This window comes from Streptococcus sp. 9.1(2021) (genome assembly GCF_030466425.1).
Classification (GTDB): domain Bacteria; phylum Bacillota; class Bacilli; order Lactobacillales; family Streptococcaceae; genus Streptococcus; species Streptococcus wuxiensis.
Genome location: NZ_JAGQFU010000001.1, coordinates 1,149,669 through 1,167,898, shown reverse-complemented (window position 1 = coordinate 1,167,898; position 18,230 = coordinate 1,149,669). Strand labels below are relative to the sequence as shown.

The window sequence follows — 18,230 nt, the reverse complement described above, 5'->3', positions numbered from 1 at the left end:
TTACTCAGAGTTAAGTGACGATAGCCTAGGAGATACACCTGTACCCATGCCGAACACAGAAGTTAAGCCCTAGAACGCCGGAAGTAGTTGGGGGTTGCCCCCTGTGAGATATGGAAGTCGCTTAGCTCGAGGGAGTTTAGCTCAGCTGGGAGAGCATCTGCCTTACAAGCAGAGGGTCAGCGGTTCGATCCCGTTAACTCCCATATAAGCGGGTGTAGTTTAGTGGTAAAACTACAGCCTTCCAAGCTGTTGTCGCGAGTTCGATTCTCGTCACCCGCTTTGAACTTTGTTCAATTACCAAGTTTTTAACTTGGGCGCGTAGCTCAGGTGGTTAGAGCGCACGCCTGATAAGCGTGAGGTCGGTGGTTCGAGTCCACTCGTGCCCATTTTTATAAATATGGTCCGTTGGTCAAGGGGTTAAGACACCGCCTTTTCACGGCGGTAACACGGGTTCGAATCCCGTACGGACTATTTTTTTGGAGGATTACCCAAGTCCGGCTGAAGGGAACGGTCTTGAAAACCGTCAGGCGTGTAAAAGCGTGCGTGGGTTCGAATCCCACATCCTCCTTTATTTATTATTAACGCGGGATGGAGCAGCTCGGTAGCTCGTCGGGCTCATAACCCGAAGGTCGTAGGTTCAAATCCTGCTCCCGCAATATTTGGCTCGGTAGCTCAGTTGGTAGAGCAATGGATTGAAGCTCCATGTGTCGGCGGTTCGATTCCGTCTCGCGCCATTTCTTATATTATACGGAAGGGTAGCGAAGAGGCTAAACGCGGCGGACTGTAAATCCGCTCCTTCGGGTTCGGGGGTTCGAATCCCTCCCCTTCCATCTTATACGGGCATAGTTTAAAGGTAGAACTAAGGTCTCCAAAACCTTCAGTGTGGGTTCAATTCCTACTGCCCGTGTTAAACGTTATGGCGGGTGTGGTGAAGTGGTTAACACATCAGATTGTGGCTCTGACATTCGGGGGTTCGATTCCCCTCACTCGCCTATTTTATATTATTGGGGTATAGCCAAGCGGTAAGGCAAGGGACTTTGACTCCCTCATGCGTTGGTTCGAATCCAGCTACCCCAGTTACTATTTGCCGGCGTGGCGGAATTGGCAGACGCGCTGGACTCAAAATCCAGTGTCCGCAAGGACGTGCCGGTTCGACCCCGGCCGCCGGTATAGTAATAAAGACAAGGTTTTCGGACCTTGTTTTTTTATTTTTCTTTCATTTTTTTCTCTCGCAGTTACTTAAAATTACTTATTTTTTTCTAAGTTTTATTTTAAACCTCAATGTTCAATATTTCTTTACTATATATTTACTAAATCTTAGTTTATTTCTTTATAAATTTAACTATAATAGGTCTATACCATTTACAAATTACACAGAAAGGTTTATAATGTAATTGACATAATAAATATTAGAAAAATGAATTACGGAGGTTATCATTATGCCTAAATATATTAAAGCGGATCAATTTTTCTATCCTCATGGTGTTCGCCGTGGCGGTTTTCTAGAACTAGTTGATGGTAAATTTGGTAAGCATGTGGATCAAGTGTCTGAGGACGCAGAAATTATTGACTATACTGGTTATAGTATTGCTCCTGGTCTTGTTGATACACATATTCACGGATTTGGTGGGGTTGATGTTATGGATAATAACATCGAAGGTACTCTTCATACAATGAGTGAGGGTCTTCTTAGCACAGGTGTTACTAGTTTCCTACCAACTACTCTAACATCATCATACGAACAATTATTAGCTGTTACTGAAAATATTGGTGCGCGTTATCAAGAGGCTTCTGGTGCTAAAATTCGTGGGATTTACTTTGAAGGTCCATACTTTACTGAGGAATTTAAAGGAGCTCAAAACCCTGCTTACATGAAAGATCCTCGCATGGATGAATTTCGTGCTTGGCAGAAGGCTGCTAATGGTCTTCTAAATAAAATTGCCCTTGCACCTGAACGTGAAGGTGTTGAGGACTTTGTACGTACGGTTACTGGTGAAGGAGTGACTGTTGCTTTAGGTCACTCAAATGCAACTTTTGATCAGGCTAAGAAGGCTGTTGACGCTGGTGCAAGTGTTTGGGTTCATGCTTATAATGGTATGCGTGGGTTAACTCACCGTGAGCTTGGTATGGTTGGTGCTATGTATGAATTGCCACATACTTATGCTGAATTGATTTGCGACGGGCATCACGTTGATCCTAAGGCTTGTGACATCCTACTTAAACAAAAAGGTACTGAAAATATTGCTCTTATCACTGACTGTATGACAGCGGGTGGTTTGCAAGATGGGGACTATATGCTAGGAGAATTCCCAGTTGTGGTTGCAAATGGTACTGCTCGTCTCAAATCTACTGGGAACTTGGCAGGTTCTATTCTCAAACTTAAAGATGGTTTGAAAAATGTTGTTGAATGGGGCATTGCAAATCCACATGAAGCAGTTATGATGGCCAGTCTCAACCCAGCAAAATCAGTTCATATTGATGATGTTTGCGGACAAATCCGTGAAGGCTACGATGCTGACTTTATCGTTCTTGATAAGGATTTGGAATTGGTAGCAACTTACATTGATGGTGAAAAACGTTATCAAGCATAATCTCTAAAGTAGAAACTAGTTTAGTTTCTACTTTTTTTAGTTCAGTTTGTTAATTTCTTCACATATTACTTGATTTTATTTATGAAAAGGCTTACAATTATGATATAAACAATACAAATAAAAAAACGGAGGTAAGCTTTATGAAAGCCTATACTTATGTTAAACCAGGACTTGCTTCATTTGTTGATGTTGACAAACCAGTTATTCGCAAGCCAACAGATGCTATTGTGCGTATCGTTAAGACTACTATTTGTGGTACTGACCTACATATCATTAAAGGGGATGTTCCTGCTTGTAAGAGTGGAACTATCCTTGGACATGAGGGAATTGGTATTGTAGAGGAAGTTGGAGCAGGCGTTTCAAACTTCAAAAAAGGCGATAAAGTTTTGATTTCTTGTGTTTGTGCCTGTGGTAAATGCTACTACTGTAAAAAGGGAATCTATGCCCACTGTGAAGACGAAGGCGGTTGGATTTTTGGACATTTGATCGACGGTATGCAAGCAGAATATCTTCGTGTTCCTCATGCTGATAATACTCTCTACCACACTCCAGCTGATTTGTCTGATGAAGCCTTGGTTATGTTATCTGATATCCTACCAACTGGTTATGAAATTGGTGTCTTAAAAGGGAAAGTAGAGCCTGGTTGTAGTGTGGCTATCGTTGGTTCAGGTCCAGTTGGCTTAGCAGCTCTATTGACTGCTCAATTCTATTCACCTGCTAAATTGATCATGGTAGACCTAGACGATAACCGTTTGGATACTGCAGTTTCTTTCGGTGCTACTCATAAGATTAATTCTTCAGACCCTGAAAAAGCAATTCAAGAAATTTATGATTTAACAGATGGTAGAGGTGTGGATGTTGCTATAGAAGCTGTTGGTATTCCTGAAACGTTTGATCTCTGCCAAAAGATTATCGGTGTAGATGGAACAGTAGCCAACTGTGGTGTGCATGGTAAGCCAGTTCAGTTTGATTTGGATACTCTATGGATTCGTAACATTAACGTAACTACCGGTTTGGTTTCTACCAACACAACTCCTCAGCTTTTGAAAGCTTTAGAAAGTCATAAAATTGAACCAGAAAAATTGGTAACTCATTACTTCAAACTAAGTGAAATTGAAAAGGCCTATGAAGTATTTGGTAAGGCTGCAGATCATCATGCGATTAAGGTTATCATTGAAAACGATATTTCAGAAGGTTAATCGAATTTTGAATCCAGTTATTCTTTTTAGAATAGCTGGATTTTTTGAAAATATTAGATAATTCGTGAAAGCAAGCAAATTTCTTTCATTGTTCTTAAAATTTCGCTATAATATACGATACAAAGGAAATGAAACTATGTATCGAGTTATAGAAATGTACGGGGATTTTGAACCTTGGTGGTTCATAGAAGGATGGGAAGAAGACGTCATTAGTAGTAAGAAATTTGAAAATTACTATGATGCCTTGAAGTATTATAAATCTTGCTGGTTTGAACTGGAAAAGAAAATTCCACTATATAAAAGTCGAGGAGACTTAATGACCATATTTTGGAATCCGGAGGATAAGCGTTGGTGTGAGGAATGTGATGAATTTCTGCAGCAATATCATTCCTTGGCTTTACTGGAAGATGGTCAAGTTATACCAGATGAAAAATTCAGACCGGGTTATGAAAAACAAACTGGTTTAGAAATCCACCGGACGTGTCGCATCAAAAAAGATGGAACAACTTTTTAATAAAGTTGTTCTTTTTTTTGTATTTTCTTCGAATAATTAACTGAGGAGGGAATATGGTACAAGCACTTGCACAAGAATTGATTAGTCTCGCAAAAAAGGATGGAGCTCAGGATATCTATTTTATTCCCAAGGACAAGGGTTATGAGTTGCATATGCGAATAGGTGATGAAAGGCGTTTGATTAATAGCTATGACTTTGAAAAGTTGGGCGCAGTGATTAGTCATTTTAAATTTATTGCGGGGATGAATGTTGGAGAAAAGCGTCGTAGTCAGCTTGGGTCCTGTGATTATCAGCATGATGGCAAGGTTTCTTCACTCCGCTTATCGACGGTAGGAGATTATCGTGGTCATGAGAGTTTAGTTATTCGCCTTTTGCACGATGAAGAACAAGAGTTGCGCTTCTGGTTTCAAGACCTTAAGGAACTAGAAAAGGGCTTTAGGCAACGCGGCCTTTATCTATTTGCAGGACCTGTAGGAAGTGGCAAAACTACCTTAATGCATGAATTAGCTAAGTCATTGTTTAAGGGACAACAAGTCATGTCCATTGAGGATCCAGTCGAGATTAAGCAAGAAGAGATGCTGCAATTACAACTCAATGAAGCTATTGGATTGAGTTATGAAAACTTGATAAAACTTTCTTTGCGACACCGACCAGATCTTTTAATCATTGGAGAAATCCGGGATAGCGAAACAGCCCGTGCTGTTGTAAGAGCGAGCTTAACGGGAGCTACAGTGTTTTCGACCATACATGCAAAGAGTATTCGTGGGGTCTATGAGCGTCTTTTAGAACTTGGTGTTAGTGAAGATGAACTCGCAGTTGTTTTACAAGGTGTTTGCTACCAGAGACTAATCGGGGGAGGAGGAATTATTGATTTTGCAAACCAAAATTATTCAGAACACCAGGCAGAAAAGTGGAATGAGCAAATTGATCAGCTTCTTAAAGACGGACATATCACTGCCCTTCAAGCTGAAACGGAGAAAATTAGCTACCAGTAAGCAGAAGAAAATCATCACTCTCTTTAACAATTTGTTTTCTAGTGGTTTTCACTTGGTAGAAATCATTTCCTTTCTTGATAGAAGTCTTTTGTTGGAGAAGGAATATGTTTCGCAGATGCGCCTAGGACTATCGAAAGGAAAATCTTTCTCGGAAATGATGGGGAATTTAGGTTTTTCGAGTGCGATTGTCACTCAGCTTTCATTGGCTGAAGTTCATGGAAATCTCCATTTGAGTTTGGGGAAAATTGAAGAATATTTGGATAATCTTGCTAAGGTCAAGAAGAAGTTAATTGAAGTTGCGACCTACCCACTTATTTTGCTAGCTTTTTTACTGTTAATTATGCTAGGATTGCGGAATTATCTCTTGCCCCAACTGGATAGTAGTAACATAGCTACCTTAGTGATTAGTAACCTGCCACAGATTTTTCTCGGACTTATTCTGGCACTAAGTCTTGCATCTTTAACAGGACTGATATTCTACAGAAAATCTAAGAAGATACAAGTCTTTTCTTATCTGGCTAGAATCCCCTTTTTAGGTGTGTTTGTTCAGTACTATCTAACTGCTTATTATGCTCGGGAATGGGGAAATATGATTGGACAAGGTTTAGAGTTGGCACAGATTTTCCAGATGATGCAGGAGCAAGGAGATCCTCTTTTTAAGGAAATTGGATACGATTTAGATCAATCTTTGCAAAATGGGCATGAATTTTCTAAGGTTGTTCAGAACTATCCCTTCTTTAGAAAGGAGTTGGGATTAATCATTGAATATGGAGAGGTTAAATCCAAGTTGGGAAGCGAATTGGAAATATATGCGGAAAAAACCTGGGAATCCTTCTTTACCCGAGTCAATCGGACCATGAACCTTGTTCAACCACTGGTCTTTATTTTTGTAGCCCTGCTAATCGTTTTATTGTATGCAGCTATGTTGCTGCCAATGTATCAAAATATGGAGGTAAATTTTTAGATGAAAAAAATGATGATGAAATTAAAAGAAACGAAGGCAAAAGCTTTTACACTGGTAGAAATGTTGGTGGTGTTGCTTATCATTAGCGTCCTACTCTTGCTTTTTGTGCCAAATCTTACCAAGCAAAAGGATGCAGTCAATGATAAGGGGAAAGCAGCTGTCGTTAAGGTGGTAGAAAGCCAAGCAGAACTCTATAGTCTGGATAAAAATGAAGATGCTAGTCTAAGCAAATTACAGGCAGATGGACGCATTACTGCTGAGCAAGCAAAAGCCTACAAAGAATACCATGCAAAACAAAATACAAGTCAAACTGTTGCAGATTAGGGCCTTTACTATGCTAGAAAGTTTATTGGTCTTAGGAATAGTCAGCCTGTTAGCCTTGGGTTTGTCAAGTTCAGTTCAGTCGACTTTTGCAGCTGTGGAAGAGCAAATTTTCTTTATGGAGTTTGAGGAACTTTATCGAGAAACACAGAAGCGAAGTCTGGCTAGTCAGCAAAAGATGATCTTAATGCTAGAAGAGAGAAGTATTGGGAATGGCTATCAGAAATTAGCCATCCCTAAAGGCATTCAATTGCAGTCTAATCAGTCAATTACCTTTGATAAGGCTGGAGGGAATTCGTCTCTTGCAAGTGTGAGATTTCAAACAAGGAAAGAAGTAGTTCGCTACCAACTATATCTAGGAAATGGAAAGATTAAACGTATTCAAGAAGCAAAAAATTAAGGCGGTTATTTTACTGGAGGCAGTGATTTCACTAGCTATTTTTGCCAGTATTGCAACCCTCTTGTTAGGGCAGATTCAAGAAAGTAGACGACAGGAAGCAAGACTCTTAGAACAGGAAGAAGTTTTGCGTGTGGCTCGTATGGCTTTGCAGACTGGACAAAAGCAATTGACTGTCAATGGCCTTACGGTTCATGTTGTCTCGAATGAGCGAGGTTTGGAGGTGTATCATGGAACTGAAAAATTACTGGCGATTCAAGATAAGTAGAGTCAGAGCGTTTACTCTTTTAGAATCCCTGGTTGCTCTTATTGTGATTAGTGGGAGTTTGCTTCTTTTTCAATCTATGAGCCAACTCTTGGTTTCAGAAGTTCGCTACCAGCAGAAAAGTGAGCAAAAAGAATGGCTCTTATTTGTGGATCAGCTGGAAGCAGAGCTGAATCGAGCCCAATTTGAAAAAGTGGAGAATGATAGGCTTTACCTCAAACAGGAAGGCAAACCCATTTCCATGGGTAAATCAAAGTCAAATGATTTCCGGAAAACAGATGCTAGTGGACGTGGTTATCAACCCATGGTCTACGGCCTAAAATCAGCTCGAATTCAAGAAAAAGGGCAGGAGTTGCACTTTCACTTTCAGTTTGAAAAGGGACTAGAGAGGGAATTTATCTATCGTGTTGAAAAAGAAAAAAGTTAGAGCAGGAGTTCTCCTATACGCTGTCACTATTGCTGGAATTTTTAGTCTTTTGTTGCAGTTTTATCTAAATCGGCAACTAGCACATCATCAGGATTATGCCTTAAATAAAGAAAAACTTCTTGCATTTGCTATGGCTAAGAGAACCTATGAAAAAGCTACTTCTGAAAATGGAGAGCAGTCATTTAATGTAGGGAAGTCAACTTATCGAAATGACGAAAAATTCTTCACAACGACTATTGACACAGGAAAAAATCAGTTTGAATTTCACTTTTCTCCTTTAAAAAGGACCGGTCAAAAGTCTGAGAAAACAGAAGACAAGCCCAAAGAAGGAAATGAGGAGAAAACAGAAGAAGGGATCAAAAAAGAGACTGCTAGGTCTTCCAAATTAGCACCTTCAAAGAAGGGCACAGAGTAGTTAGTACGAGGTTTTTACATGAAATCATGCTATAATAGATACATATGGAGGACCAAAAATGGCAAGTGTAAAATTGTATCTAGTGCGTCATGGGAAAACAATGTTTAATACGATTGGGCGTGCTCAAGGCTGGAGTGATACTCCTTTAACAGCTGAAGGTGAGCGAGGCATTCACGAACTGGGAATTGGTTTGCGTGAGTCAGGCTTAAAGTTTGAGCGTGCTTACTCGAGTGACTCAGGACGTACCATCCAGACTATGGGAATTATCCTTGAGGAACTAGGTTTAACAGGGCAAATTCCTTATCGTATGGATAAGCGAATCCGTGAATGGTGCTTTGGTAGCTTTGATGGTGCTTATGATGGGGACTTATTTATGGGGATTATTCCTCGTATCTTTAATGTCGATCATGTGCATCGTTTGTCCTATGCTGAGCTGGCTGAAGGTCTGGTAGAAGTAGACACAGCAGGTTGGGCTGAAGGATGGGAAAAGCTAAGTGGTCGTATCTGGGAAGGCTTTGAAGCCATTGCCAAGGAAATGGAAGCCAATGGTGGAGGAAATGCCCTGGTAGTCAGCCATGGAATGACAATTGGAACTATTGTTTACCTCATTAACGGCATGCATCCACATGGTCTTGATAACGGAAGTGTGACGATTCTAGAGTACGAAGATGGTCAGTTTTCAGTAAAGATTGTTGGGGACTGTAGCTACCGTGAAATTGGACGAGTTAAGCTAGACGAGCAAGATAGTTCAGAACAATAAAATTCAGCACTAAATTTAGAAGAATTTTTAAAGGATTGATAGAATGCTGATGTCGTGATTCACAAGCTTGAGAGAGCTGAGTGATTTGACAATAGCATTCTTTTTTGTTAGAATAGTATCAACATGAAAGCATAAGAAGGGACTGACAGAACTGTCGTCCCCTTTTGTCTATCTTATAAGGGGGAAATATGCTGTTTCAGAAAATAAAAGCCTATAAATGGCAGGTCCTGGCTTCCTTGATTATGACAGGTCTAATGGTAACGAGTTCACTCTTGCAACCACGTTATCTACAGGAAGTTTTAGAGGCACTGCTAACGGGTGATAATGAAGCTATTTATCATATTGGTTTTTGGTTAATCCTTGTTGCCTTGATTGGTTTGATTGCAGGTGGCATTAATGTTGTGTTAGCTGCCTACATTGCTCAAGGAGTTTCGTCTGACTTACGTGAAGATGCCTTTCGTAAGATTCAAACTTTTTCATACGCCAATATTGAGAAGTTTAATGCAGGGAACCTTGTTGTTCGTATGACCAACGATATCAACCAGATTCAGAACGTAGTCATGATGACCTTCCAAATTCTCTTTCGACTACCACTTTTGTTTATCGGTTCCTTTATTCTAGCAGTTGTCACCCTACCTTCTCTGTGGTGGGTGCTAGTTCTCATGGTCGTTCTGATTGTTGCCATAATGGGTTTTATGATGGGAGTTGTGGGACCGCGCTTTGCAAAATTCCAGACCTTACTAGAGCGTATCAATGCCATTGCTAAAGAAAATTTGCGTGGTGTGCGCGTGGTTAAGTCTTTTGTCCGAGAAAAAGATCAGTTTGATAAATTTACGCAGGTGTCAGATGAATTGTTGGGAGAAAACCTTTATATCGGTTATGCCTTTTCTGTTATGCAACCTGCAATGATGTTGATTTCTTACGGGGCTGTTTTTCTCTCAATCTGGCTTGTAGCAGGTATGGCAGAGTCAGATCCATCAGTAGTTGGTTCCATTGCTTCCTTTGTAAACTACCTGAGTCAGATTATCTTTACCATCGTCATGGTTGGATTTTTGGGGAATTCAGTCACTCGTGCTATGATTTCCCTTCGTCGTATTCGTGAAATCCTTGATACAGAACCAGCTATGACTTTCAATGATGTGGAAGATGAAGAATTGGAAGGAAGTCTCAGTTTTGAAAATGTTACCTTTACCTATCCAAATGATGAAGAACCTATCCTAAAAGATGTATCCTTCGATATCGCAGCTGGTGAAATGGTTGGGGTTGTCGGAGCAACTGGTGCAGGGAAATCAACCTTGGCTCAGTTGATTCCACGATTATTTGATCCTCAGCAAGGTTCGATCAAGATTGGTGGAAAGGATATTCGGACAGTTAGTGAAGGGACGCTTCGTAAGACAGTTTCTATCGTCCTACAAAAAGCCATTCTCTTTAGTGGAACTATCGCAGATAATCTCAGACAAGGTAAGGGAGATGCGACAGTTTCAGAAATGGAACGCGCAGCTCGCATCGCCCAGGCCAGTGAATTTATTAGTCGTATGGACTTGGCCTTTGAGAGTCCGGTTGAGGAACGTGGGACTAACTTTTCTGGTGGACAAAAACAAAGAATGTCTATTGCGCGTGGAATTGTCAGCAATCCTCGTATCTTGATTTTCGATGATTCAACCTCTGCCCTTGATGCCAAATCGGAACGTTTGGTTCAAGAAGCCCTCAACAAGGATTTGAAGGGGACGACTACGATTATCATCGCACAAAAAATTAGCTCTGTTGTGCATGCTGATAAAATTTTAGTGCTTGACCAAGGTCGCTTGATTGGTCAAGGCAAACACACTGACTTGGTTGTATCAAACCCAGTTTATCGTGAAATTTACGAGACGCAAAAAGGAAAGGAGGAGTAGGATGAAGACATTTGAATTCTTTTGGAACTATTTTAAAGTTTATAAGATATCCTTTGTCGTTGTTATTGCTATGATTATCATTGCAACGATTGCACAAGCCCTCTTTCCAGTATTTGCAGGTCAAACAGTCACGGAACTGGCTAACTTAGTTATAGCTTATCAAAATGGAAATCCTGATATGGTTTGGCAAAGTCTATTAGGACTCTTGATGAATCTTGCTTATATTTTGATTGTGCTCGTGGTGTCGAGTCTTATCTATATGGTTTTGATGAGCCGTATTATTGCCGAATCGACAAATGAGATGCGTAAGGGACTTTTTGGCAAGCTTTCTCGCTTGACTGTTTCCTTCTTTGACCGCCATCAAGATGGTGATATCCTGTCACGTTTTACCAGTGATTTGGATAACATCCTACAGGCTTTTAACGAAAGTCTGGTGTCTGTGATGACCAATATTGCCCTTTATATTGGCTTGCTGATTGTCATGTTCGCAAAAAATGTGACCTTGGCTTTGATTACGATTGCTAGCACTCCAATAGCTGTCATCATGTTGATCGTCATTTTGAAATTGGCAAGAAAATACACCAACCTCCAACAAAAGGAAGTTGGGAAGCTCAATGCTTATATGGATGAGAGTATTTCGGGTCAGAAAGCCGTTATTGTTCAAGGCATTCAAGAAGATGTAATCGCTGGTTTTGTCGAGCAAAACGAGCGTGTTCGAAAAGCAACCTTTAAGGGAAGAATGTTTTCAGGAATTCTCTTTCCTGTCATGAACGGAATGAGCTTGGTCAATACAGCTATTGTTATTTTTGTCGGTTCAGCTGTCTTACTGAATGATCAGAACATCGAAACAGCAACTGCTCTGGGTTTGATTGTCATGTTTACCCAGTTTTCTCAGCAATATTACCAACCCATTATCCAATTGGCAGCGAGCTGGGGAAGTTTGCAACTGGCCTTTACAGGTGCAGAACGTATCCAAGAAATGTTTGATGCAGAAGAAGAAATTCGTCCTCAAGATGCTCCAGTCGTTAACGAATTAAAAGAAGGTGTGGAGATTCGTAACGTGGACTTCTCCTACCTGCCAGGAAAACCCATTTTGAAAGATGTTAGCATTTCAGCTCAAAAAGGGAAAATGATTGCGGTTGTTGGTCCAACAGGGTCAGGAAAAACAACCATCATGAACTTGATCAATCGTTTTTATGATGTGGATGCAGGTAGTATCAGCTTTGATGGAACAGATATTCGCGAGTTTGATTTGGATAGCTTGCGAAGCAAGGTGGGAATTGTCTTGCAGGATTCAGTTTTATTTAGCGGAACCATCCGAGACAATATTCGCTTTGGTGTCCCTGATGCTAGTCAAGAGATGGTAGAAGCAGCTGCTAAGGCTACACACATCCATGACTACATCGAAAGTCTACCAGATAAGTACGATACTCTGATTAATGATGATCAGAGCGTATTCTCAACCGGTCAGAAACAGTTGATTTCTATTGCTCGTACCTTGATGACAGATCCTCAGGTCTTAATTTTGGATGAGGCAACATCAAACGTGGATACTGTAACAGAGAGCAAGATTCAAAATGCCATGGAGGCAATTGTAGCAGGAAGAACTAGTTTTGTGATTGCCCATCGCTTGAAAACTATTCTCAATGCAGATCAGATTATTGTTCTTAAGGATGGTGAGGTTATCGAACAAGGAAATCATCACGAATTGCTCAAGCTTGGAGGTTTTTACTCCGAACTTTATCACAATCAATTTGTCTTTGAATAATACTCTTCGAAAATCTCTTCAAACCACGTCAGCATCCTAGTTTGCTCTTTGATATTCATTGAGTATAAGCAAAAAAGTTGTCCTAATTTTGGGCAACTTTTTCTGATAAAAAAAATTTATCACGGACTTAAAAAATACATATTAGACAGGAGTGGGCAAGGATGATAAGATAAGATTATCAATAGAAGAGGAAAGGAAATCAGTGATGGCAAGAACAGTTGTTGGAGTTGCAGCAAATCTATGTCCTGTGGACGCAGAAGGAAAAAATATTCATTCATCAGTCTCTTGTAAATTTGCTGAGAGTATTCGTCAGGTTGGCGGACTTCCTTTAGTCATCCCAGTTGGTGATGAATCTGTGGTCCATGACTATGTAGAAATGATTGATAAGCTTATCTTGACTGGGGGACAAAATGTTCATCCTCAGTTTTATGGTGAGGAAAAAACAATTGATAGCGACGACTATAACCTAACTCGCGACGAGTTTGAGCTAGCTCTTCTACAAGAAGCCTTGCGTCAGAATAAACCAATTTTAGCCATTTGCCGTGGCGTTCAGCTTGTCAACGTTGCCTTTGGTGGGACACTCAATCAGGATATTGAAGGTCATTGGCAAGGTCTACCTTTTGGGACTTCACATTCTATTGAGACAGTGGATGGCAGTGTAGTGTCTAAATTATTTGGTAAAGAAAGTCAGGTTAATTCAGTGCATCGTCAGAGCATTAAAGATCTGGCACCCAATTTCCGTGTGACGGCTGTGGATCCACGTGATCAAACTGTTGAAGCAATCGAATCTATCGACGAACACCGTATTATTGGTCTCCAGTGGCATCCAGAATTCTTGGTCAATGAAGAAGATGGCAACTTAGAATTATTTGAGTATTTATTGAATGAATTATAACGGCTAGAATCTTAGTCGTTTTTTTATTCATTATTTACGAATCTTTATAGAATCGTGTTTTACGCAAACGTTTGAATTGTGATAAAAATTGGAAATTTTTAGTATAAAAACTTGAAAAAATTGTTAGTAAGCGTTATGATAGAAAAGAAGAAATTTTGGAGGAATACTATGTCACATATTAAATTTGATTATTCAAAAGTATTAGACAAATTTGTTGCACCACATGAAGTGGAATACATGCAAGCACAAGTTACAGCAGCAGACGAATTGATCCGTAAAGGAACTGGTGCTGGGAGCGACTTCTTGGGTTGGTTGGACCTTCCTGAAAACTATGACCGCGAAGAATTTGATCGCATCTTGAAAGCTGCTGAACAAATCAAATCAGACAGCGATGTTTTGGTGGTTATCGGTATCGGTGGATCATACCTTGGGGCAAAAGCTGCCATTGACTTCTTGAACCACCACTTTGCAAACTTGCAAACAAAAGAAGAACGTAAAGCACCACAAATCCTTTACGCTGGAAACTCAATCTCATCTACTTACCTTGCAGACTTGGTAGAGTACGTTTCAGATAAAGATTTCTCAGTGAACGTGATTTCTAAATCAGGTACAACAACTGAACCAGCGATCGCTTTCCGTGTCTTCAAAGAACTTTTGGTTAAGAAATACGGACAAGAAGAAGCTAACAAACGTATCTACGCAACAACTGACCGCCAAAAAGGTGCTGTTAAGGTTGAAGCAGATGCTAACGGTTGGGAAACATTTGTTGTTCCAGATGATATCGGTGGACGCTTCTCAGTATTGACAGCAGTTGGATTGCTTCCAATCGCTGCGTCAGGTGCAGACATCAAAGCCCTTATGGAAGGTGCTAACGCAGCTCGTAAAGACTATACTTCAGATAAAATCTCTGAAAACGAAGCTTACCAATATGCAGCTGTTCGTAACATCCTTTACCGTAAAGGTTATGCAACTGAAATCTTGGTAAACTACGAGCCATCCCTTCAATACTTCTCAGAATGGTGGAAACAATTAGCTGGTGAGTCAGAAGGAAAAGACCAAAAAGGAATTTACCCAACTTCAGCTAACTTCTCAACAGACTTGCACTCATTGGGTCAATTTATCCAAGAAGGAACTCGTATCATGTTTGAAACAGTTGTCCGCGTTGACAAACCTCGTAAGAACGTGATCATCCCTACTTTGGAAGAAGATCTTGACGGACTTGGTTACCTTCAAGGAAAAGACGTTGACTTCGTTAACAAAAAAGCAACTGACGGTGTTCTTCTTGCCCACACTGATGGTGACGTGCCAAACATGTACGTAACTCTTCCTGAGCAAGATGCCTTCACTCTTGGATACACTATCTACTTCTTCGAATTGGCTATCGCCCTTTCAGGTTACTTGAATGCCATCAACCCATTTGACCAACCAGGTGTTGAAGCATACAAACGCAACATGTTTGCCCTTCTTGGTAAACCAGGATTTGAAGAATTGAGCAAAGAACTTAATGCTCGTCTATAATTGACTAAAAAGAGTGGTAAATCCACTCTTTTTGCTATTTCTTGAAAAGAGAAATTGGACTCTGGCAAGACTTGTGATATAATATAGAGAGCAAAAAGGCAGACGCCTAGAGACTTTATAGGAGAAGATATGTCAAAAGATATTCGTGTGCGTTATGCACCAAGTCCAACAGGACTATTACACATCGGTAATGCCCGTACAGCATTGTTTAACTATTTGTATGCACGCCACCATGGTGGAACTTTTATCATCCGTATCGAAGATACTGACCGCAAACGTCATGTCGAAGATGGAGAACGTTCACAGCTTGAAAACCTTCGTTGGTTGGGTATGGATTGGGATGAAAGTCCAGAAACTCATGAAAACTACCGCCAGTCTGAGCGCTTGGACTTGTATCAAAAATATATCGACCAACTCTTAGCTGAAGGAAAAGCCTACAAATCTTACGTTACAGAAGAAGAATTGGCAGCAGAACGTGAACGCCAAGAAGCAGCCGGTGAAACACCTCGCTACATCAACGAATACCTTGGTATGAGCGAAGAAGAAAAAGCAGCTTATATCGCAGAACGTGAAGCGGCAGGCATCATCCCAACGGTTCGTTTGGCTGTCAATGAGTCTGGTATTTACAAGTGGCATGATATGGTCAAAGGTGATATCGAATTTGAAGGTGGCAATATCGGTGGGGACTGGGTTATCCAAAAGAAAGATGGTTACCCAACTTACAATTTTGCCGTTGTCATTGATGACCACGACATGCAAATTTCTCACGTTATCCGTGGAGATGACCACATTGCCAATACACCAAAACAGCTCATGGTCTATGAAGCGCTTGGATGGGAAGCACCTGAGTTTGGTCACATGACCTTGATTATCAACTCTGAAACTGGTAAGAAGTTATCTAAACGTGATACTAATACCCTTCAATTTATCGAAGATTACCGTAAGAAAGGGTACCTTCCAGAAGCAGTCTTTAACTTCATCGCTCTTCTTGGATGGAATCCTGGTGGAGAAGACGAAATCTTCTCTCGTCAAGAGCTCATCAAGCTCTTTGATGAAAACCGCCTCAGCAAATCTCCAGCGGCTTTCGACCAGAAGAAAATGGACTGGATGAGTAATGAGTACATTAAGAATGCGGATCTTGAGACTATCTTTGAAATGGCAAAACCATTCCTTGAAGAAGCAGGACGTTTGACAGACAAGGCTGAGAAATTGGTGGAGCTCTACAAACCACAAATGAAGTCAGTGGACGAAATTGTTCCATTGACGGATCTCTTCTTCTCAGACTTCCCAGAATTGACAGAAGCTGAGCGAGAAGTCATGGCTGGCGAAACTGTTCCGACTGTACTTGAAGCCTTTAAAGCGAAACTCGAAGCCATGTCAGACGATGAGTTTGTGGTAGAAAATATCTTCCCACAAATCAAAGCGGTCCAAAAGGAAACTGGTATCAAAGGGAAAAATCTCTTCATGCCAATCCGTATCGCCGTTTCAGGTGAAATGCATGGTCCTGAATTGCCAGATACCATCTACTTGCTTGGACGTGAAAAATCCATCCAACACATCGAAAAAATGTTGGCAGAAATTGCGAAATAGCATACAAAAAGAGCTCAAATATTGAGTTCTTTTTATATGTATACTTGTTTGAAAATGCAAAGATTTTAGTGTATAATATGAATTGACAGGGCAAGGAAATAAGTTGATGAGATGGTATTTTTACAACTAGACTCGGCTTAGTCTAACATTATTCCTAATGTTGGTCAGTCTACTTATTTTTTCTTTGCGTTTTGCTGAATAGAAGTAGAAATTCTTTTGTTCATGCAGTTACCATCCCTTACAATGACTTTGTTTTCGATTACCAGAGTTTCTCTACAAAGATTTTGGTCCAATTTGTCCATCTTTTTAGAGAAGTATATCTACTCTTTCTTCTCCAAAAATAGAAAGAAATCGACTTTGCTCTGTTACCTTGCATTATGCAAGGTTTTTTTGTGGAATAGTACTGGGAAATTTACGATTTCGTTTTGGAGTGGTATAATATTAACTATCCTGATGAATAGAGGAACTCGAATGAAAGAATTTAACAAATCAATAAAATTAGAGCATGTGGCTTATGATATCCGTGGTCCAGTTTTGGAAGAAGCTATGCGCATGCGCGCAAATGGAGAAAAAATTCTTCGTTTGAATACAGGGAACCCAGCTGAGTTTGGCTTTACAGCTCCAGATGAGGTTATCCACGACTTGATTATGAATGCCCGTGATAGTGAAGGCTATTCAGATTCAAAAGGTATCTTTTCAGCTCGTAAGGCCATCATGCAGTATTGCCAACTAAAGAAATTCCCCAATGTGGATATTGATGATATCTACCTTGGAAATGGGGTTAGTGAGCTAATCGTTATGTCTATGCAAGGGCTTTTGGATAACGGCGATGAAGTCTTGGTTCCTATGCCTGACTATCCACTTTGGACTGCGGCAGTCAGCTTGGCTGGGGGAAATGCCGTTCACTACGTCTGTGATGAAGAAGCGGAATGGTATCCAGACCTAGATGACATTAAGTCTAAGATTAGTTCAAATACCAAGGCTATTGTTTTGATCAATCCGAATAACCCAACGGGGGCTCTCTATCCTAAAGAACTCTTACTAGATATCATCGAGATTGCTCGTCAAAATGACTTGATTATTTTTGCGGATGAAATCTACGACCGTATGGTTATGGATGGCAATGTCCACACACCAGTCGCAAGTTTGGCTCCAGACCTTTTCTGTGTCAGTATGAATGGTCTGTCTAAATCTCACCGTATCGCTGGTTTCCGTGTTGGTTGGATGGTCTTGTCTGGACCTAAACATCATGTAAAGGGCTACATTGAAGGTCTCAACATGCTCTCAAACATGCGACTTTGTTCGAATGTGCTTGCTCAACAGGTTGTTCAAACTTCACTAGGTGGTCACCAGTCAGTGGATGAGTTGCTTCTTCCTGGTGGTCGTATCTATGAACAAAGAAACTTTATTTATAATGCCATTCAAGATATCCCTGGTTTATCAGCTGTTAAGCCAAAAGCGGGTCTTTATATCTTCCCTAAAATCGACCGCAATATGTACCGTATCGATGACGATGAACAATTTGTCCTTAATTTCTTGAAACAAGAAAAAGTGCTTTTGGTACATGGACGTGGTTTTAACTGGAAAGAACCAGATCACTTCCGTATCGTTTATCTACCACGTGTCGATGAGTTGGCCCAAATACAGGAAAAGATGACTCGCTTCTTGAAGCAGTATCGTAGATAAGGCTTTCATAGCAAAAAAGCTGGAAACATT

Annotated in this window: 17 protein-coding genes, 12 tRNA genes and 1 rRNA gene; all 30 read left to right on the top strand. The window is 40.5% G+C overall.

The window, feature by feature from the left end; translation table 11 throughout:
- The first annotated feature begins 10 nt into the window (after positions 1 to 10).
- Positions 11 to 126, top strand: a 5S ribosomal RNA gene (gene rrf, locus KBU52_RS05730).
- Positions 127 to 130: 4 nt separating this feature from the next.
- Positions 131 to 203 (top strand) — tRNA-Val (locus KBU52_RS05725).
- 5 nt (positions 204 to 208) lie between these two features.
- Positions 209 to 279: transfer RNA gene (locus tag KBU52_RS05720), tRNA-Gly, on the top strand.
- A gap of 33 nt (positions 280 to 312) precedes the next feature.
- A tRNA-Ile gene (locus KBU52_RS05715) sits at positions 313 to 386 on the top strand.
- Between the two features lie 13 nt (positions 387 to 399).
- A tRNA-Glu gene (locus KBU52_RS05710) sits at positions 400 to 471 on the top strand.
- A 7-nt stretch (positions 472 to 478) separates the two neighbouring features.
- Positions 479 to 568 (top strand) — tRNA-Ser (locus tag KBU52_RS05705).
- A gap of 14 nt (positions 569 to 582) precedes the next feature.
- Positions 583 to 656, top strand: a tRNA-Met gene (locus KBU52_RS05700).
- Between the two features lie 5 nt (positions 657 to 661).
- A tRNA-Phe gene (locus tag KBU52_RS05695) sits at positions 662 to 734 on the top strand.
- Positions 735 to 749: 15 nt separating this feature from the next.
- Positions 750 to 830, top strand: a tRNA-Tyr gene (locus KBU52_RS05690).
- A 6-nt stretch (positions 831 to 836) separates the two neighbouring features.
- A tRNA-Trp gene (locus KBU52_RS05685) sits at positions 837 to 907 on the top strand.
- 12 nt (positions 908 to 919) lie between these two features.
- A tRNA-His gene (locus KBU52_RS05680) sits at positions 920 to 992 on the top strand.
- Between the two features lie 13 nt (positions 993 to 1,005).
- Positions 1,006 to 1,077, top strand: a tRNA-Gln gene (locus tag KBU52_RS05675).
- 9 nt (positions 1,078 to 1,086) lie between these two features.
- Positions 1,087 to 1,170, top strand: a tRNA-Leu gene (locus KBU52_RS05670).
- Between the two features lie 269 nt (positions 1,171 to 1,439).
- Positions 1,440 to 2,591, top strand: a complete 1,152-nt coding sequence (gene nagA, locus KBU52_RS05665) for an N-acetylglucosamine-6-phosphate deacetylase (protein WP_036752146.1) — start codon at positions 1,440 to 1,442, stop codon at positions 2,589 to 2,591.
- Between the two features lie 140 nt (positions 2,592 to 2,731).
- On the top strand, positions 2,732 to 3,790 hold the full coding sequence (locus KBU52_RS05660) for a zinc-dependent alcohol dehydrogenase family protein (RefSeq protein WP_004251543.1): 1,059 nt from the start codon (positions 2,732 to 2,734) through the stop codon (positions 3,788 to 3,790).
- A gap of 136 nt (positions 3,791 to 3,926) precedes the next feature.
- Positions 3,927 to 4,304, top strand: a complete 378-nt coding sequence (locus tag KBU52_RS05655; RefSeq protein WP_036752150.1) for a DUF1033 family protein — start codon at positions 3,927 to 3,929, stop codon at positions 4,302 to 4,304.
- 53 nt (positions 4,305 to 4,357) lie between these two features.
- A complete protein-coding gene (gene comGA / locus KBU52_RS05650) occupies positions 4,358 to 5,299 on the top strand; it encodes a competence type IV pilus ATPase ComGA (RefSeq protein WP_070676995.1) in 942 nt (313 codons plus the stop codon).
- Entirely contained in the window at positions 5,220 to 6,263 is a 1,044-nt protein-coding gene (gene comGB, locus KBU52_RS05645) for a competence type IV pilus assembly protein ComGB (protein WP_254724597.1), read from the top strand. Before comGA ends, comGB begins: the two co-directional genes overlap by 80 nt.
- Positions 6,264 to 6,587: a competence type IV pilus major pilin ComGC gene (gene comGC, locus KBU52_RS05640; RefSeq protein ID WP_254724596.1), complete on the top strand. Its 324-nt coding sequence runs from the start codon at positions 6,264 to 6,266 to the stop codon at positions 6,585 to 6,587.
- Positions 6,550 to 6,984, top strand: a complete 435-nt coding sequence (gene comGD / locus KBU52_RS05635) for a competence type IV pilus minor pilin ComGD (protein WP_254724595.1) — start codon at positions 6,550 to 6,552, stop codon at positions 6,982 to 6,984. Before comGC ends, comGD begins: the two co-directional genes overlap by 38 nt.
- Complete coding sequence (gene comGE / locus KBU52_RS05630; RefSeq protein WP_049529718.1) at positions 6,947 to 7,249, top strand: competence type IV pilus minor pilin ComGE; 303 nt, start codon at positions 6,947 to 6,949, stop codon at positions 7,247 to 7,249. Before comGD ends, comGE begins: the two co-directional genes overlap by 38 nt.
- Positions 7,212 to 7,673 carry a competence type IV pilus minor pilin ComGF gene (gene comGF, locus KBU52_RS05625; protein WP_254724594.1) on the top strand — a complete coding sequence of 154 codons (462 nt, stop codon included), beginning with the start codon at positions 7,212 to 7,214 and terminating at the stop codon, positions 7,671 to 7,673. The genes comGE and comGF overlap by 38 nt, the downstream gene beginning before the upstream one ends.
- The gene (gene comGG, locus KBU52_RS05620) at positions 7,651 to 8,088 is read left to right on the top strand and encodes a competence type IV pilus minor pilin ComGG (RefSeq protein WP_254724593.1); all 438 of its coding nucleotides are present in this window, start codon (positions 7,651 to 7,653) and stop codon (positions 8,086 to 8,088) included. The genes comGF and comGG overlap by 23 nt, the downstream gene beginning before the upstream one ends.
- A 58-nt stretch (positions 8,089 to 8,146) precedes the next feature.
- Complete coding sequence (locus KBU52_RS05615; RefSeq protein ID WP_074324295.1) at positions 8,147 to 8,848, top strand: histidine phosphatase family protein; 702 nt, start codon at positions 8,147 to 8,149, stop codon at positions 8,846 to 8,848.
- Between the two features lie 188 nt (positions 8,849 to 9,036).
- Positions 9,037 to 10,743, top strand: coding sequence for an ABC transporter ATP-binding protein (locus tag KBU52_RS05610; protein ID WP_254724592.1), 1,707 nt, complete (start codon positions 9,037 to 9,039; stop codon positions 10,741 to 10,743).
- A 1-nt stretch (position 10,744) separates the two neighbouring features.
- Entirely contained in the window at positions 10,745 to 12,511 is a 1,767-nt protein-coding gene (locus KBU52_RS05605; RefSeq protein ID WP_254724591.1) for an ABC transporter ATP-binding protein, read from the top strand.
- 205 nt (positions 12,512 to 12,716) lie between these two features.
- Positions 12,717 to 13,406, top strand: a complete 690-nt coding sequence (locus tag KBU52_RS05600; protein WP_004251575.1) for a gamma-glutamyl-gamma-aminobutyrate hydrolase family protein — start codon at positions 12,717 to 12,719, stop codon at positions 13,404 to 13,406.
- Between the two features lie 168 nt (positions 13,407 to 13,574).
- The gene (locus KBU52_RS05595) at positions 13,575 to 14,924 is read left to right on the top strand and encodes a glucose-6-phosphate isomerase (RefSeq protein ID WP_006155638.1); all 1,350 of its coding nucleotides are present in this window, start codon (positions 13,575 to 13,577) and stop codon (positions 14,922 to 14,924) included.
- Positions 14,925 to 15,053: 129 nt separating this feature from the next.
- The gene (gene gltX / locus KBU52_RS05590; RefSeq protein ID WP_254724590.1) at positions 15,054 to 16,514 is read left to right on the top strand and encodes a glutamate--tRNA ligase; all 1,461 of its coding nucleotides are present in this window, start codon (positions 15,054 to 15,056) and stop codon (positions 16,512 to 16,514) included.
- A 471-nt stretch (positions 16,515 to 16,985) separates the two neighbouring features.
- Entirely contained in the window at positions 16,986 to 18,200 is a 1,215-nt protein-coding gene (locus tag KBU52_RS05585; protein ID WP_004251584.1) for a pyridoxal phosphate-dependent aminotransferase, read from the top strand.
- Positions 18,201 to 18,230: the final 30 nt, after the last annotated feature.